15 protein-coding genes are annotated in these 14930 nt (G+C 72.7%); 6 read left to right on the forward strand and 9 right to left on the reverse strand.

The annotated features are described in order from the left end of the window. The first annotated feature begins 23 nt into the window (after positions 1–23). Entirely contained in the window at positions 24–899 is an 876-nt protein-coding gene (locus ACQPZF_RS20750) for an alpha/beta hydrolase family protein (RefSeq protein WP_433274081.1), read from the forward strand. Here ACQPZF_RS20750 and ACQPZF_RS20755 read toward each other — a convergent pair. From ACQPZF_RS20755 to ACQPZF_RS20770, 4 genes are all read right to left on the reverse strand, one after another. Continuing rightward, the gene (locus ACQPZF_RS20755) at positions 877–1323 is read right to left on the reverse strand and encodes a GNAT family N-acetyltransferase (RefSeq protein ID WP_433274083.1); all 447 of its coding nucleotides are present in this window, start codon (positions 1321–1323) and stop codon (positions 877–879) included. The two genes, ACQPZF_RS20750 and ACQPZF_RS20755, sit on opposite strands and share 23 nt — an antisense overlap. After that, the gene (locus tag ACQPZF_RS20760; RefSeq protein WP_433274085.1) at positions 1320–1964 is read right to left on the reverse strand and encodes a DUF4328 domain-containing protein; all 645 of its coding nucleotides are present in this window, start codon (positions 1962–1964) and stop codon (positions 1320–1322) included. Before ACQPZF_RS20760 ends, ACQPZF_RS20755 begins: the two co-directional genes overlap by 4 nt. A 41-nt stretch (positions 1965–2005) precedes the next feature. Continuing rightward, positions 2006–2824 carry a nitroreductase/quinone reductase family protein gene (locus tag ACQPZF_RS20765; protein WP_433274086.1) on the reverse strand — a complete coding sequence of 273 codons (819 nt, stop codon included), beginning with the start codon at positions 2822–2824 and terminating at the stop codon, positions 2006–2008. 237 nt (positions 2825–3061) lie between these two features. Beyond that, positions 3062–4477 (reverse strand): PLP-dependent aminotransferase family protein, encoded by a 1416-nt coding sequence (locus ACQPZF_RS20770; protein ID WP_433274088.1) that lies wholly within the window; start codon positions 4475–4477, stop codon positions 3062–3064. Here ACQPZF_RS20770 and ACQPZF_RS20775 point away from each other — a divergent pair. Together ACQPZF_RS20775 and ACQPZF_RS20780 are read left to right on the forward strand one after the other, a co-directional pair. Continuing rightward, entirely contained in the window at positions 4476–5396 is a 921-nt protein-coding gene (locus ACQPZF_RS20775; protein WP_433274090.1) for a DMT family transporter, read from the forward strand. The two genes, ACQPZF_RS20770 and ACQPZF_RS20775, sit on opposite strands and share 2 nt — an antisense overlap. Before the next feature lie 325 nt (positions 5397–5721). Beyond that, a complete protein-coding gene (locus ACQPZF_RS20780; protein ID WP_433274092.1) occupies positions 5722–6837 on the forward strand; it encodes a S1 family peptidase in 1116 nt (371 codons plus the stop codon). 216 nt (positions 6838–7053) lie between these two features. On the opposite strand, the gene ACQPZF_RS20785 is transcribed toward ACQPZF_RS20780, so the two are convergent. Together ACQPZF_RS20785 and ACQPZF_RS20790 are read right to left on the reverse strand one after the other, a co-directional pair. After that, complete coding sequence (locus ACQPZF_RS20785; protein WP_433274094.1) at positions 7054–7647, reverse strand: YbhB/YbcL family Raf kinase inhibitor-like protein; 594 nt, start codon at positions 7645–7647, stop codon at positions 7054–7056. A 164-nt stretch (positions 7648–7811) separates the two neighbouring features. Beyond that, positions 7812–8996, reverse strand: a complete 1185-nt coding sequence (locus ACQPZF_RS20790) for a GDSL-type esterase/lipase family protein (protein ID WP_433274096.1) — start codon at positions 8994–8996, stop codon at positions 7812–7814. Between the two features lie 132 nt (positions 8997–9128). On the opposite strand from ACQPZF_RS20790, the gene ACQPZF_RS20795 reads away from it, so the two are divergent. Then, positions 9129–10307 carry a hypothetical protein gene (locus ACQPZF_RS20795; RefSeq protein WP_433274098.1) on the forward strand — a complete coding sequence of 393 codons (1179 nt, stop codon included), beginning with the start codon at positions 9129–9131 and terminating at the stop codon, positions 10305–10307. Between the two features lie 7 nt (positions 10308–10314). On the opposite strand, the gene ACQPZF_RS20800 is transcribed toward ACQPZF_RS20795, so the two are convergent. Next, the gene (locus ACQPZF_RS20800) at positions 10315–11436 is read right to left on the reverse strand and encodes a DUF6973 domain-containing protein (RefSeq protein ID WP_433274099.1); all 1122 of its coding nucleotides are present in this window, start codon (positions 11434–11436) and stop codon (positions 10315–10317) included. Between the two features lie 191 nt (positions 11437–11627). Here ACQPZF_RS20800 and ACQPZF_RS20805 point away from each other — a divergent pair, with 191 nt between their 5' ends. Continuing rightward, positions 11628–11951: a YciI family protein gene (locus ACQPZF_RS20805; RefSeq protein ID WP_433274101.1), complete on the forward strand. Its 324-nt coding sequence runs from the start codon at positions 11628–11630 to the stop codon at positions 11949–11951. Then, entirely contained in the window at positions 11948–13183 is a 1236-nt protein-coding gene (locus tag ACQPZF_RS20810; RefSeq protein WP_433274103.1) for an RNA polymerase sigma factor, read from the forward strand. Before ACQPZF_RS20805 ends, ACQPZF_RS20810 begins: the two co-directional genes overlap by 4 nt. A 45-nt stretch (positions 13184–13228) precedes the next feature. On the opposite strand, the gene ACQPZF_RS20815 is transcribed toward ACQPZF_RS20810, so the two are convergent. Then, complete coding sequence (locus ACQPZF_RS20815) at positions 13229–14371, reverse strand: FAD-dependent monooxygenase (protein WP_433274105.1); 1143 nt, start codon at positions 14369–14371, stop codon at positions 13229–13231. Next, a complete protein-coding gene (locus tag ACQPZF_RS20820) occupies positions 14368–14892 on the reverse strand; it encodes a TetR/AcrR family transcriptional regulator (protein ID WP_433274107.1) in 525 nt (174 codons plus the stop codon). Before ACQPZF_RS20820 ends, ACQPZF_RS20815 begins: the two co-directional genes overlap by 4 nt. Positions 14893–14930 lie beyond the last annotated feature (38 nt).

A 14930-nucleotide genomic window follows, 5' to 3' on the forward strand; every position in this document is an offset into this window, starting at 1 on the left:
CGTCTTCGGCTACCGTGGGTCCGGTGTGGATCGAGGAGGACACCGCCGTGGGGCAGTTGCGGGCCCGCGTCCGCCGACCCGCCGGCGGACCGGCCGTGCCGGGACTGGTGTTCATCGACGGCTCGGGCATCTCGGCGCTCGAAGACCACGGCGACTGGCCCACCTGGATCAGCGCCTGCGGCGCGGCCGTGCTGTGGCACGACAAACCCGGCTGCGGCCCGTCGCCCGGCAACTGGCGCGACCAGTCGCTGGCCGACCGGGCGGCGGAGGCGCTGGCCGCGGTGGAGGTGCTGCGCGGGTGGCCCGGCGTCGACCCGGCCCGGGTGGGCGTGATCGGCTGGAGCCAGGGCGGCTGGGTGTCGCTGCTCGCCGCGACCACCGGCGGGGTCGACCACGTGGTCACGGTGTCCGGCCCCGGCATGTCGATGGCCCGCCAGGAGCGCTGGCGCATCGAACGGTCCCTCGTCCTGGCCGGCGTGCCCACCGGGGCGGCCATGGCGTGGGTCGACGAACGCACCCGCCGCATCCGGGCGGGGGAGCCGCCCACCCGGATCATCGAGGACCAGGAACGGTTCCGCGACGAGCCGTGGTACCCGCAGGTGTCCCTGATCTACGACCTGCCGGCACGCCTCGCGTTCTTCGCCCGCAGCATGGACGTCGACCCGGCCGACCACCTGCCCCGCCTGGACCGCCCGCTGCTCGCGCTGTTCGGCGGGGCCGACGACATCATCCCCGTGCCCGAGAGCGTCGCCGCGTTCGCGCCTTACGCGACCGGACTCGCCGTGTTCCCCGGCGCCGACCACAGCCTGTTCACCGCGGACCCGACGCCCGACGTGCCGCGCGCCGACCGACTCGCGGCCGGGTTCCGGCCGATGCTCACGGCGTTCCTGGCCGGCTGAACTCGGCGATCCGCAACCCCGGCACCGGCTCGGACGTGCCGGTCCGCCGGAACCCCAGCCCCTCGTACAAGGCGATCGCCGGTCCGTTGTCCGCACCGGTGGCCACCACCGCCGGACCGCCCTCGGCCAGCACCGCCCGCACGAGCCGCCGTGCCAGACCACGCCGGAAGAAGTCCGGGTCCACGCACAGCCGGTCGATGTCCAGCACCCCGTCGACCCTGGCCCACGCGACGAACCCGGCCGGCGTCCCGTCGACGTGGGCACCCAGCCACCGCAGCGGCCGGGCACGCAGCTCCGCCACCGTCTCGTGCAGGGCGGGAATCGCCGTCGACCCGATCAACCGGGCTTCGACCGCATAGGACCGCAGCCCGATCCGGTGCACCGCCCGCGCCACCGCCTCGTCGGACAGGTCGAGTTCGATCATGCCGCACCCTCCGGCTCCACCACGGTGACGGCGCGCGGCGCCGACCGCCGGTCCGGGATGCCTCGGACGACGATAGTGAGGAACACCGCCGCGCCCGCCGCGAACACCGGCAGCACCACGCCCGCGCGGACCACGGTCTCCAGTTCTCCGAGATCCACGGCACGGACCGGGGCCCGGAGCTTCCCGAGGTCTCCGACGGTGAGCAGGGTGAGCACGAAATGCGCGTGGCCGCCCAGGTCGTAGAGCAGCCACCACGCCCACCACCAGTGCACCGCCGCCCGGCTCCGGCCGCGGTCGGACGCGGACGCGGTCCAGACGTCGGCCACCACCCGGTGCGGAACCCACCACCCCACCACCGGCAGCCACCCCCAGAGCGCCCAGCGCTGCCCGTAGCGGTGCCGGCCCGGCGCGTCGGACCGCGCCAACCACAGCCACCGCAGCACCAGGACCGCCGCCACCGGTCGGACCGCCCAGGCGACGGCGTTCACCCCGTCCATGACGGCCGTCAGCACCACGCCCGGCCCGTCACCCGTGGTGGCCAGGAAGAACCAGGCCCACCACGCGAAGACGAACTCCGTCGCCACGACCGCCCAGACCGCCACGACCGCGGCGGCGCCGACGCCGCGCGCACTCCCGACCATTGAGCCCCCCGGACACGACCGGGGGGAGACTACCCGGCCGGTCAGGCGTCGAGCAGCGGGATGAGCTGCTCCTCCTCGTAGGTCAGGTGGGCCTCCAGCTCGGCGATGAGCCCGTCGACCCGTCCGAGCAGGTCCTCGCCGCCGTCCCCGGACACCACCGCGCGCAACTCCTCCAGCAGCTCGGCGATCCGCACGTGCTCCGCCCGCAACCGGGCGATCGCGGCGTCCAGCTCCGGGTAGCGCTCGTTGAGGGCGGGGAACATCCCGCCGTCCTCGACCCGGTGGTGGAACTCCATCCCCTGGCAGAAGGTCAGGCAGTTGATCCGCAACTGCGCCCCCAGCCGGGGGCCGGCCGCGGCCACCTCGGCGCGGATGACGGCCAGCTCCCGCCGGAACGCGTCGTGCACGACCCGGAGCCCTTCGCCCATCGACGTCACATCCGGCGGCCCGGCCTCGACCTGCTCCAGCGCGACCACGGGCAGCACGCGGGCCGTCCTGGCCTGGTACTCGCCCCAGCCGGGGTCCGCCTCCACCGCGCGGGCGAACACCGCGTCCCGTTCCCCACCGGTGAGGACGGTCGCCTCGGCGGTGTAGGTGAACGTGCCGTCCTCGACCGTCGCCCGGGGATCGGCGAGGAGGTTGTGGTACCAGTCGGGATGCTTGTCCGACCCGCCGGCGGACCCGATGACCAGAATCCGCTCACCGTCGGGCAGATACCCCAGCGGACTGGTGCAGGGCCGCCCGGACCGGGCGCCGGTGGTCGTCAGCAGGATGAGCCGGGCCCCTTCGAAGTACCCGCCCACCCGACCGCGGTTGGCCCGGAACTCCTCGATGACCTGCTGGTTGAAATCACGTGCCATATGTCGTCTGCTCTCCAGGAGGAATCGGCTTCACAACAGCTTCGGAAGTCGTCCCGCGCCGATGCGCGGTTCCCGGAGAACAGGCGGACCCCTGGCCCGCCCGGCGCTCAAACCTGAGCCGGGTGCCCGTCTCGGTAATGGCCCATGGCCGACCCGGCAGTCACGTGATCACCGTAGCAGAGCGCGCGACCCGTCGAAGTGGCTTCGCGCCGTGAGACCTCACGCCGCCGGCCGGTGTCAGGGCCGGCCGTCACCGGCGAGCGTCCGGCCGATCACGCGGGCGCCGTCGGGGAACGCGCCGGGATTGGGGCCGGCGTAGTTGAGCCGGATGAACTGCCCGGTCGGCTCCGCGGGGAACCACTCGTGCCCCGGGCCGATGACGACGCCGGCCGACCGGCACTCCTGGACGACCCGCCCGAGGTCGATCGCGTCCGGCAGCCGCGCCCAGAGGTTCAGCCCGCCCTGCGGCACGGCCGCCACCTGCGCGTCGGGCGCGTGCTCGCGCAGGCTCGCGACGAGCAGGTCCCGGCGGGCCGTGAGCTGGTGGCGGAGTCGGCGCAGATGGGTCCGCCAGGCGGGGTGGGTGACGACGTCGAGCGCGACCGCCTGCAGCACACCGCTGACGTACATCGACTCCGCCTGGGTGTCCGCGAGGATCCGCTTGCGCGCCGGGCCGCGGGCGACCAGGCCGGCGACCCGCACGGACGGCGAGACGCTCTTGCTCAGCGAGCGGAGGTAGACGACGTGCCCGCCGTCGTCCCGGGCGGCGACCGGCCGCGGATCGGCGGTGATGCCGAAGTCGTGCGCCGAGTCGTCCTCGACGAGGAACGCGCCGTACCGCCGGACCGTCTCCAGGACCCGGTCGGCCAAGGCCGGCGTCCACAGCGCTCCCGTCGGGCTCGCGAAGCTCGGCTGGGCGTAGAACGCCCGCGCCCCGGTCTGCTCGAACGCGCGCGCCAGCACGTCGGGGTCGGGGCCGTCGGATCCGCTGGGCACCGGGACGACGTCCACGCCGACCTGGGCGGCGGCCAGGATCGCACCCCAGTAGGTCGGCGACTCCATGAGCAGCGGCCGGCCCGCCCCGACCAGGGCGCGGAACGCGGTGATCAGCCCGCCCTGGCTGCCCGGGATGATCACGACGTCGCCGGGTGCGGCCGGCGTGATCCCGGCCGGGGTCGCCGACGCGAGTTCCGCCGCGAACCAGGACTGCAGGTCCGGGAGGCCCGCCGTCGGGGGCCGGTCGCCCAGCGCCTCGGTGCGCGCCGCCCGGGCGAACGCCGCGCGGACGAGGCGTTCCGGCAGCAGGTCGCGGTCGGGATAGCCCGAGTGCAGTGCTATCGCGTCGTTCGGGACGGACTCCAACGCCGCCGGCAGCTCGGGTATCCGGTGGTTCGGCGCCCCGAGCGCCGCCGTCTGCCACCCGTAGTCGTGCGGGCGGGCGACCCGGATCGCGCGCACGAACGTGCCCACCCCGGGACGGCTCTCCACCATCCCCTGCGAGGTCAACGTCCGCAACGCCTTCTGCACCGTGACCGGACTCGCACCGTACCGCGCCACCAGCGCCCGCGTCGACGGCAGCCGCGAGCCCGCCGGCGCCTCGGCGATCCAGTCGCGGAGGCCCGCGACGATACGCGAGCTGCTATCGTCGGACATGAAGCAGGACAGTAGCGCTACTCTCCAAAACCTGCCACCGCTATCCCCCTCGCCCGCCGGTCTCGGATGGGGCCTGCTCGGCGTCGCGGCGTTCTCCTTCACCGTCCCGTTCACCCGCGTCGCCGTCGAGAACGGCGGGATGTCGCCGCTGTTCGTCGGCTCCGCCCGCGCGGTCGTCGCCGCCCTGCTCGCCGCCGCGGCGCTGGCGATCACGAAACAGCGCCTGCCCCGCGGCCGTCAGTGGGGACGCCTGGCGGTCGTCGCCGGTGGTGTGGTCGTGGGCTTCCCCGTGCTGACCTCCTTCGCCCTCACCACCGCACCCGCCGGTCACGGCGCCGTCGTGATCGCCCTCCTGCCCGCCGTGACCGCGGTGACGACCGTGCTCCGCGGACGCGAGAGACCCCCGATGCCGTTCTGGGCCATGGCGACCGTGGGCGCGTTCGCCGCCGTCGGGTTCGCCGCGGCACAGGGCGGCGGGCTCGGCGGACTCCACTGGCCCGACCTGCTCCTGTTCGGCGCGGTGGCCACGGCCGCGATCGGCTACGCGGAAGGCGGGATGCTCGCCCGCGAACTCGGCTCCTGGCAGACCGTGTCCTGGGCACTCGTGCTCGCCGCGCCGGTGACGACCGCCCTCACCGGTGTCTCGCTGACCCGGCACGTCCCGAACGGCACGGCCACCGAGTGGGCCGCGTTCGGCTACCTGGCCGTGGTGAGCATGTTCCTCGGCTTCTTCGCCTGGTACCGCGGACTCGCCATCGGCCCGATGGTGCAGGTGAGCCAGGTCCAATTGGTCCAGCCCGTGCTGAGCCTCTGCTGGGCCGCGCTGTTCCTGCGCGAACAACTCACCTGGCCCACCGTCCTCGGCGGCATCGCCGTGATCGCCTGCGCGGGAACCGCCGTGCGCGCCCGCTCCCGGTGAGAATCGACTTCGCACGGTGGATCTCCACCCGACGCTTTCCGATGACCTTCTCCATGAAGTGATTCCGCCAACTCGGCCAGACACCCCGCACCGATCCGGAGTCGCACTCCTTGCTCCGCACCCGTCGCACTGGAATCGGATGCCCCGCCCCTGATCCACAAAAAACTTCCGGCCGTCCCGACGAAAGGCGGTACCGGGGTGAGGGTGTGCTGGAACAGGCTGGGGTGCGCAGGAATTGTCCGAGGCCGGTCACGCACGACGTGCCCGGTCCAACCCACTATCGGCGCGGTCACCCCGCGCTTCCCTGTGAAAGTGAGTTGACGATATGCGCAAGATCGCCCAGGAGCGGCGTTTCATCGCCCGCTCCGCCATCGCCCTGATAGCCGGCGCCACGGCCGCCGGATTCATGGTCGCCCCGGTCGCCTCGGCGTCCGGTGTCGACGGGTACGCACCGGAAGTGGCCCAGTCCGCCATCGCCGACATGGGTGCGCGGGAAGGCATCTCGCCCGCCGCAGCGGCCGAGATCCTGCGCACGCAGGACGCCAGTGCGCGCACCCTGGACCGGATCACCGACCGGCTGGGCGCCCGTGTCGCCGGCGGCTACCTGGACACGATGGGCAAGCCGGTGGTGAACGTGCTGGACGCAGCCGCCGCCGACGAGGTCCGCGCGTCCGGCGCCGAGGCCAAGCTGGTGAAGCACTCCGTCGAGGCGCTCGCGACCGCCCAGGGCACGCTGGAATCGGTGCCCGCGGTGACGCACACCTCGATCGGACTGGACCCGAAGACCAACCAGGTCGTGCTGAGCGTCTCGAACGCGGCGACCGGCGGCGACCTCGCGGCCCTGCTGCGCACCGCCCGCCAACTCGGCGACCGGGTGCGGATCGAGCGGGTCACCGGTGAGATGCACCTGGCCATCTACAACGGTGAGGCCATCACCGGCGGCGGAACCCGCTGCTCGGTCGGCTTCAACACGAACAAGAACGGCCAGAACTACATCGTCGACGCCGGGCACTGCACCCGCGCGGTGCGCCAGTGGAGCGTCGGGCCGTCGGAGGGCGCCAGCTTCCCGACCAACGACTACGGCCTGATCCGGAACACCTCCGGTAGCGGTCCGGGCGCGGTCACCCTGTGGAACGGCTCCACCCAGAAGATCAGCTCGCACGCGCCGGCGACGGTGGGGCAGCGGATCCAGAAGAGCGGCAGCACCACGCGCCTGACCGCCGGTTCGGTGCAGCGGCTGAACGTCACCGTGAACTACTCCGAGGGCGCGGTGCGCGAGCTGATCCAGACCAACGCGCTGGCCAACCCCGGCGACTCCGGCGGCTGCCTGTTCGCCGGGGAAGTGGGGCTGGGCATCACCTCCGGCAAGGGCAGCGGAACCTCGTACTACCAGCCGGTCGCCGAGGCGCTGACCGCATACGGAGTCACGCTGAACCCGTGAGGGAGTAGCTGCTGACCGGGTTGTGATGGGAATGGCCGCCCTCGCCCATTCCCATCACAACCCCACAACCGGTGGGCCCGGGTCAGGGCCGTCCACCGCGGGACGACAAAGACGATGGCGAGGAGCTGCCCGCTCCTCGCCATCGTCGACTCCGAGGAGGTCGAGCAGCGGCTGCGCCGCCCCGCCGACTGCGACGGGGCGGCGCGCACGGTGGAGCTACGACTCGCCTCTGATCCTGGCCGAGCCGACCGACGCCGAGGCGATCGCCCTGGCGGCGGTCTGGGTCGACGAGTTGGAGTTCAAGTTGGTCAGCGACGCCTGGTTGAGCGCGTGGACGACGAACTCGTAGGTGTTCACCGTCGACGGCGAGCAGGGGCCCTGGTAGCCGAAGAGGCTCGCGCTTCCCCGGTAGTAGACCTGCCTGGACCCCGCGGGGACCGACGGCTGGTAGACGTGCTCGACGTTCTGGGGGAGCGACGTCGCGCCCACCGGGATGTCGTAGATGACCCAGTGGATGAGGTTGGCGTTGTCGAGATCCCGCATGACGATCGCGTAGCTCTTGGCGGCGGCAGGGGCGTCCGACCAGGCCAGGGGCGGGGACTCGTTCTTCTTGGCGGGGTCGCTGCCGCCGCCGCTGGTGCACTCGTGGATCTTGGGGATGACGCCGCCGTTGGTGAAGGCGGTGCTGGACAGCGTGAACGCGTTCGGACCTGCCGGCGACGCCGGCGCGATCGATGAAGCGGCGGCGGGCGAGAAGCTGACCATCCAGGTGATGAGCAGGGCATACAGCACAATTCTCGTGCTTTTCACTGGAGGCTCCCGAGGATACTTGTAGTCCCTTTGGTCCATCCGTGGCGCGAATGTCGTGTACCTGCGCCAAGGACCAGCGTATGCGTCCTGGATTCCGGCGGCTAACGCCACTCGTCTATTCCAAACGAGCACACACCGGCTCCGGCCCCCTACCGGAGCGGGCATCAGGACGCTGCGGAACCGCGGCCGGCGAACGGGCCACCGGTGGTGAACGCGAATTCGGCGAAGCGTTCGCCCATCCGACGGTGGGATGCGGCGTCCGGGTGGAGTCGGTCGGGCAGCGGCAACTCGGCGAAGTCGGCCGCTCCGTACAGTTCCCGGCCGTCGAGGTGGTGCAGGTTCGGGTCGGCGGCCCTCCGCTGCTCCACGATCCGCGCCAACTCGTCCCGGATGACGCCCAGCGTCAACTTCCCGGCGGCCCGCTCGGCGGGGTCGCCGGTGGCCCGGAACCGCAGCACCCCGGCGCTGAGCGCGTCGAGGTCGAAGGCGCCGGGGCCGGGGGTGTCCTCGTGGATGGGGCAGTGGATCGGCGAGACGACCAGCAGCGGCGTGGAGGGGCGGCCTTCGCGGATCGTGTCGAGGAAGCCGTGCACCGCCGGGGTGAACGCGCGCAGGCGCATCAGGTCCGCGTTGACCAGGTTGATGCCGATCTTGACGCTGATCAGGTCGGCGGGGGTGTCCCGCAGGACGCGGGCGGTGAACGGGTCGAGCAGGGCGTTGCCGCCGAACCCGAGGTTGACCAGCTCCACACCGCCGAGACCGGCGGCGAGCGCGGGCCAGGTGGTGCTGGGGCTCGCGGCGTCGGAGCCGTGGCTGATCGAACTGCCGTGGTGCAGCCACACCCGGCGACCCCGGTCCGGCACGGGCTCCACGGGCGCGTCGGTGCGCAGGGCGACGAGTTCGGTGATCTCGTTGTGCGGCAACCAGATCTCGACGTCCTTCAGTCGCCCGGGCAGGCCGGTGAAGGCCGCGGTGCCGACCGGACCGGGTTGGTTCCCGGCGGTCCCGGTGGTCAGGTCGATGGTCAGGGTGTTGCCGCCGGGCACACCGGACCGGCCGGCCAGGCGGCCGTCGACGAGCAGGTCGTACACACCCTCCGGGCGGGGCGGCGCGCCGACGTAGACCCGCTTGGTGGGCAGCGCGTCCAGTTCGACGGCGGTGGCCCGGGTGCGGAAGACCAGCCGGACGCCGGAGGGCTGGGCCTCCGCCATGGCGAGTTGCGGATCGGCGCTCTGGGCGCGGGCCCAGGCGGGCAGCCGGTGCGGCAGCACGCCGTGTGCGGTGGTCTCCAGTTCGAGGGCGCCGCGCAGGAAGTCCGCGGTGATGGGTGTGGTGATCCAGGTGTGCACGGTATCCATGCTGCCGGCTCAATCCTGACTTCCGATAAGGTTTACTTATCGGAAGTCAGGATCTCGCACCACCATATCGTTGCGTAGCGGTCGATAACGTTTGTAATGACGTTACTCTGCTACGATATTGCCGTGACGACGACCGAGACACCCGCCGCGACCTGCAACTACCCCGGCTGCACGCGTCCGGTGCTGCGGGGTGGCGGCCCAGGGCGGCCGGCGGAGTACTGCGACCTGCCGGAACACACCCGGTGGCGGGCCTGGCGGGAGCGGCAGCGGTTGGCGCAGGCCGAGGAAGCGCAGGCGGAGGTCGTCACCGTGACGAAAAGTCCGCCGGGGATCACCGCGGGCAAGATCAGGGCGGAGGAGCTGCTGGAGCGGTTCCGGGTGTTGGCCGAGCAGATGTCGGCGACGTTGACCGGGGCGGTCGGCGAGCTGGCCGCCATGGCGGATCCGAGTGTCGCCGAGAGCCAGGTCCAGGCCGCCGAAGCCGATGCGGCGCGGAAGGTGGCCGAGGCGGGAGCGGCCCTCGCCGAGGCCGAGCGGCGGCGGCGGGACGCGGAGCGGGCGCGCAAGGTCGCCGAGGAGACCACCGAGGACGCGGTGCGGGCCGCCGAACAGGCGGAACGGGACGCGGCCGTGGCCTACCAGCAGCGCGACGCGGCTCGGTCGGAAGCCACTGGCGCGGTCGAGCGGGCCGAGGTGGAGATCGGCGCTGTCCGGGCCGAGGCGGCGGAGGTGGTCGACGCGATCCGGCGGGATGCCGAGGCGCGGGTGGCGCAGGCGCAGGCCGACGCGGTGGCACGGGCCGAGCAGGCGCGGCGGCAGGCGGTGAAGGAGGTCGAGCAGGCTCGGCTCGACGCCCAGGCCGCCGCTCGGGACGAGGTCGAACGGGTCCGGCAGGACGCTCGGGACGAGGTCGAGCGGGTTCGCGCGGACGCCAAGGCCAGGCTCGACCTCGTCGCGGCGGAGATGGCCGGGGTTCGTGGTGAGGCGAAGGAGCAGGTCGATCTCGCCGTCGCCGAGGTCGAACGGGCGAACAGTGCCGTGGTCGAGGCCCGTGCCGCCGCGGAACGGGCCGGGCAGGCGGCGGTGGACGCGCGTGCCGAACTCGACCGGGCCCGCGGCGAGCTGGACGAGGTGCGGCGTGCCCACGAGCGCCGGGTCGAGCAGGCCGAACAGGTCGCGCGGGAGCGGGTGGCGGCGGTGGAGGAGGCCCGGATCCAGACGTTGGCCCGTGCCGAGCGCGCCGAAGGCCAGTCGGACCGGTTGCTGGCGGAGTTGGCGCAGCTTCGGGCGGCCAAGGGTTAGGCGACCGTCACGGCCAGGGCTGGTCCGACGCGCCGATGCACGGCGCCGGCACCGGGGGCGTGGCGGACGGCGTGGTGTCCGGTCCGCGGATGGTGCGCAACAGCCCTGCCGCAAGCGCGGCCCGGACTGCCGTCGCGCAGTCGCCCCCGCCGCTGAGCGAACGGCCGACGGCGTTGTTGTGCAGGTCCATCTGGTTGTCGAACGGGATCGGGCTGGGGCCGCTGTTCTCGTGGCCGGTGGCGAACTGCTCGGCCCGGGTGGCGCCGAGCTGCTTCGCCATCTGACAGTTCCACAGGGCGTGCCGGAAGGCGTCCGCCCGGCCGAGGTGCAGCCCCGGCAGGCCGCTGGCGCTCGCGGCGGCGAGCGCGTCGTCGGCGAGGGAGTTGGCGGTGAGCCCGTCGATGGGGTGGCGCAGCGCCACCGAGGCCTGCCCGTCGGTCGTCGGGTTGAACGACGGTCCCGACATGTCGGGGCTGGTGGGCGCTTTGCACGTCGGTGTGACCGGCACCGGAGGGGTCGTGCCGCCACCGCCGCCGCCACCGCCACACGGAGGGCAGGGCGGTGAGGGCAGCGTGCGGGGGCAGGGTGGCGTGAAGTGCGTGTTGAGGAAGGCCATCGTGCCCGGTCCCACGTCACCCAGGGTCTCGAAACCGAGGTGTTCCGCTGCCTTGAGGCGTTTGACGGCGTCCCAGGTGGCGCGGTTGTAGGTGCCGGTGGCCGCGGGCGCGGGCAGGTGTCCGAGGTCGACCAGCGCGTCCTGCACCTTGCGCACCGCCGGTCCGCTCTGGACCTTCGTCGTCCCCGGCTTGCCGACGCCGTTCATGGTCAGGCGGGCCTCGTCGTCGAAGCACGCCTCCAACGAGAGGTCGCCGGCGAAACGGGGCGCGCACAGGTCGTGGCCGTCGCCGATGGTGCGCTGCACGGCAGGTCCGGCCGCCTCTTTCTCGGCGCGTTCCTCCGGCGAGCAGTCGCAGGGCACCGGTCCGCAGCGTTGCACCAGCGTGGCCACGGCGGCGTTGCCCGCCATGCGCTGGAGGGCGAGCAGTCCCGGCCCGCCGGCGTGCCGGGCGGGGCGATCGTGCGGTGTTGCCGCACGGATCCGCTGTTCGTGCCGGTGGACGACACCCATGCGCGGACGTTAGCGACGCCGGCGGGGGTGGCGGCAGTACCGGCGGCCCTGTCCTGAAGGGCGGACTTTCCTGCCCTCGCGGTCGATGGAGGAAAATTCGGGAGGCCGTGTCGGATCGGGGCGGTGGTGTTCGTAGCAAGGGTGAGGCCGCCACAAGGGCCGGCATTGACACCATGAGAGAGGATCGTCGGATGCAGTATTTGGTCTCCGTGATCGATGACAAGATCAATCCCGGCAGCACGGACCGGCTGCCTGCCATCAGCGCGTTCAACGAACGACTGATCGCCGAGGGCTACTGGGTGTTCGCGGGCGGGCTCGCGGACACCGACGCGGCCACGGTCGTCGACAACCGGGGTGAGCAGGCGGTGTTCAGCGACGGGCCTTTCGTGGAGTCGAAGGAGTACCTCGCCGGCGTCTGGGTGTGGGAGGCCCCCGATCTGGATGTGGCGCTGAAGCTCGCCGCCGAGGCGTCGAAGGTCTGCGACCGGAAGATCGAGGTGCGGCCGTTCCGGTGAGCGACGTGGAGGAGGCGGTCACCCGGGCCCACCACGACGAGTGGGCGCGGGTGGTGGCCGCTCTGACCAGGCGCTTCGGTGACCTCGACAGCGCCGAGGAGGCAGCGGCCGAGGCGTTCGCGACCGCGGTGGAGCGGTGGCGGGTCGACGGTGTGCCGCCCAATCCCGGCGCGTGGCTGACCACGACCGCCGTGCGCAAGGCCATCGACCGGATCCGGCGCGAGAACAAGCGCGACGACAAGCACAGGGAGGCTCGGATGGTGTACGACGACACCCCGCCCGAGCCTCTCGGCGCGATCGACGACGACCGGCTGCGGCTGATCTTCACCTGCTGCCACCCGGCGCTGGCGGTGGAAACCCGCGTGGCGCTGACGCTGCGCATGGTCGGCGGGCTGACCGTGCCCGAGATCGCCCGCGCCTTCCTGGTGGCCGAGAGTGCCATGGGGCAGCGGATCACCCGGGCGAAGGCCAAGATCAAGGCGGCGCGCATCCCCTATCGGATGCCGTCCGCCGACGATCTGCCGGCCCGTGTGTCCGGCGTGCTCGCCGTCCTGTTCCTCGTGTTCAACGAGGGCTACCTGGCGACCGGTCCCGACACCGATCCGGTGCGTCGCGACTTGACCGCCGAGGCGATCCGGCTCACCCGGCTGATCCGCGCGCTGCTGCCGCAGGACGGTGAGGTGGCCGGGCTGCTGGCGTTGATGCTGCTCACGGAGGCGCGCCGCACGGCCCGGGTTTCGGCGAGCGGCGAGTTGGTCGCGCTCGACGAGCAGGACCGCGGGGCCTGGGACGTGGAACTGATCGCCGAGGGGCACGGGTTGGTGCGCGAACGCCTCGCCGCTGCCGCGGCCGGGGTGGCCCCGGGTCGCTACCAGATCCTCGCCGCGATCAACGCCGTGCACACCTCCGCCCGCGACATCCGCGACACCGACTGGTCTCAGGTCCTCGCCCTCTACGACCGGCTCGTCCGCCTCGACCCGTCCCCGATCGTCGTGCTCAACCGGGCTGTCGTGGTCGCCGAACTCGACGGTCCGGAGGTGGCGTTGGCGGCCGTCGACCGCCTTGAGGACAAGCTGGCCGGCTACCACGCTTATCACGCCACGCGTGCCGACCTGCTGCGCCGGCTGGGCCGGAGTCGGCAGTCGCGCGAGGCCTACGACAGAGCCATCGATCTGGCGGGCAACACCGCCGAGACCGCCTACCTGACACGCCGCCGCGATCAACTGCGGTAGCGGCCACGGATTCCGACCGGGCCTCCGCACGCGGCGGCGTTGGACCTATCGCTCCGATACCAGGGCGGTGGGTTTGCCGACCAGGCCGGCCGCGATCCGGCGGTCGATCCACGGCACCCGGGCCAGGCGCATCGCCCATCGGCGGGCGTGCAGGCGCAGTGGCGTGGCGGGCAGGAACCAGCGTGCTCCGGAGCGCGCGACCTGCTGTTTCTCCAGGACGATCGGCCGCCAGCGCTGTTCGTAGGCGTCCGGGTCGTCGAGGTGCTCGGCCAGCACGAATGCCCCGCCCATGCCGAGTGACGCACCCTGCCCGGCCAGCAGCGACACCGCGCCGCACGCGTCACCGACCAGCACCACCCGGCCGGTCCGCCAGCGGGGCAGTTCGATCTGCGCCACCTGGTCGTAGTAGATCTCCGGCGGGCACCGGTCGAGCACACGCGGCACGATCCAGCCCAGCGTCCCGTACGCCGCGCGCACCGCCGCCCGCGGATCGGCGGGCAGGGTGGGGTCGGGTGTCCGGTGCACGGTGAACGCCGCCACCCGGCCGTCGCGCAGCCCGTAGCACCCGATCTGCCTGCCCACCGTGTCGGTGAGGCAGAACCGGCCCGCCACCAGGGCGTGGATCTCCGGGTCGGTGAAGGTGAACGCCGCGGTGTGGAAGCCCAGGTAGCGGAAGAACCGCGCTTCGTCGCCGAACACCAGCCGCCGCACGGTCGAGTGGATGCCGTCCGCGCCGACCAACAGGTCGGCGTCGAGCGTCGAGCCGTCCGACAGCGCCACCGACACCCCGTCGGCCCGGTTGTCGACCGCGACGACGCCCGCGCCGAACCGCACGGTCACCCCCGGCGGGAGGGCGGAGCGCAGGATCAGTTCCACGTCGGGGCGCATGATGCTGGTCATCCGCCCGTCCAGGGTGTCGGCGAACCGCTCGAAGCTCAGCCCGGCGCGCCGCCGCCCGGTCTCGTCGTGGTAGCCGGCCTCCAGGAACCGGTACCCCAGCTCGTGGAACCGGGGCAGCAGGCCCATCCGCTCGGCGGCGTCGTAGCCGGGCCCGAAGAAGTCGATCATGTAGCCCTCGGCGCGCGGGCCGGCGGACCGCTCGACCACGACGACCGCGTGGCCGAGGGCGCCCAGCTTGCCGGCGAGGGTGAGGCCCGCGATGCCGGCTCCGCAGATCACGACCTTCACCGCAGCACCCTGCCCAGCACGGGCACGACGAGCGCGCGGGACAGGTCCGGGTCGAGGGCGCGGTGCAGCAGGAGGCCGTCGATCGCGGCGGCGAGCACGGCTGCGGTCGCCTCGGGGGTCGGGACGTCGCGTGCGGCCAGCCACGAGGCCATGACGTGGCGGAACTCGGTGAGGACCGCGCCCACGGCCTGCCGCAGCCGGTCGTTGCGGGTGGCGGCGAGGAAGGTCTCGACGAACAGCTCCTGCCCGCCCGCCTCGTCCAGCGTCGTGAGCAGCGCGTCCAGCGCCTGCTCGGGGCCGGCCGCCGACGCCAGCAGGTCGGGCAGCCCGGCCAGTGCCGCCCGCAGCGCCCCGACCGACGCCTCCACCAGGACGGCCTGCGTCGAGTCGAAGTGGTAGTGCACCACGCCCGACCCGACGCCCGCCCGGTCGGCCAGCACCCTGGTGCTGACCGCGCCCCAGCCCTTCTCGGCGATGAGTTCCACGGCCGCGCCGAGCAGCCGTTCCCGGACCGACGACATGTCCACCTCCACCGTTTTGGACGATCGTACTGGACGAT

The sequence above is a fragment of the Actinosynnema sp. CS-041913 genome (genome assembly GCF_050942485.1).
Taxonomy (GTDB): Bacteria; Actinomycetota; Actinomycetes; order Mycobacteriales; family Pseudonocardiaceae; genus Actinosynnema.

Bases quoted from the DNA above. Each gene is read 5' to 3' on its own strand.
- ACQPZF_RS20805 (WP_433274101.1), top strand. From the start codon at position 11,628: ATGCAGTATTTGGTCTCCGTGATCGATGACAAGATCAATCCCGGCAGC.
- ACQPZF_RS20800 (WP_433274099.1), bottom strand. From the start codon at position 11,436: ATGGGTGTCGTCCACCGGCACGAACAGCGGATCCGTGCGGCAACACCG.
- ACQPZF_RS20820 (WP_433274107.1), bottom strand. From the start codon at position 14,892: ATGTCGTCGGTCCGGGAACGGCTGCTCGGCGCGGCCGTGGAACTCATC.
- ACQPZF_RS20760 (WP_433274085.1), bottom strand. From the start codon at position 1,964: ATGGTCGGGAGTGCGCGCGGCGTCGGCGCCGCCGCGGTCGTGGCGGTC.
- ACQPZF_RS20765 (WP_433274086.1), bottom strand. From the start codon at position 2,824: ATGGCACGTGATTTCAACCAGCAGGTCATCGAGGAGTTCCGGGCCAAC.
- ACQPZF_RS20775 (WP_433274090.1), top strand. From the start codon at position 4,476: ATGAAGCAGGACAGTAGCGCTACTCTCCAAAACCTGCCACCGCTATCC.
- ACQPZF_RS20755 (WP_433274083.1), bottom strand. From the start codon at position 1,323: ATGATCGAACTCGACCTGTCCGACGAGGCGGTGGCGCGGGCGGTGCAC.
- ACQPZF_RS20770 (WP_433274088.1), bottom strand. From the start codon at position 4,477: ATGTCCGACGATAGCAGCTCGCGTATCGTCGCGGGCCTCCGCGACTGG.
- ACQPZF_RS20780 (WP_433274092.1), top strand. From the start codon at position 5,722: ATGCGCAAGATCGCCCAGGAGCGGCGTTTCATCGCCCGCTCCGCCATC.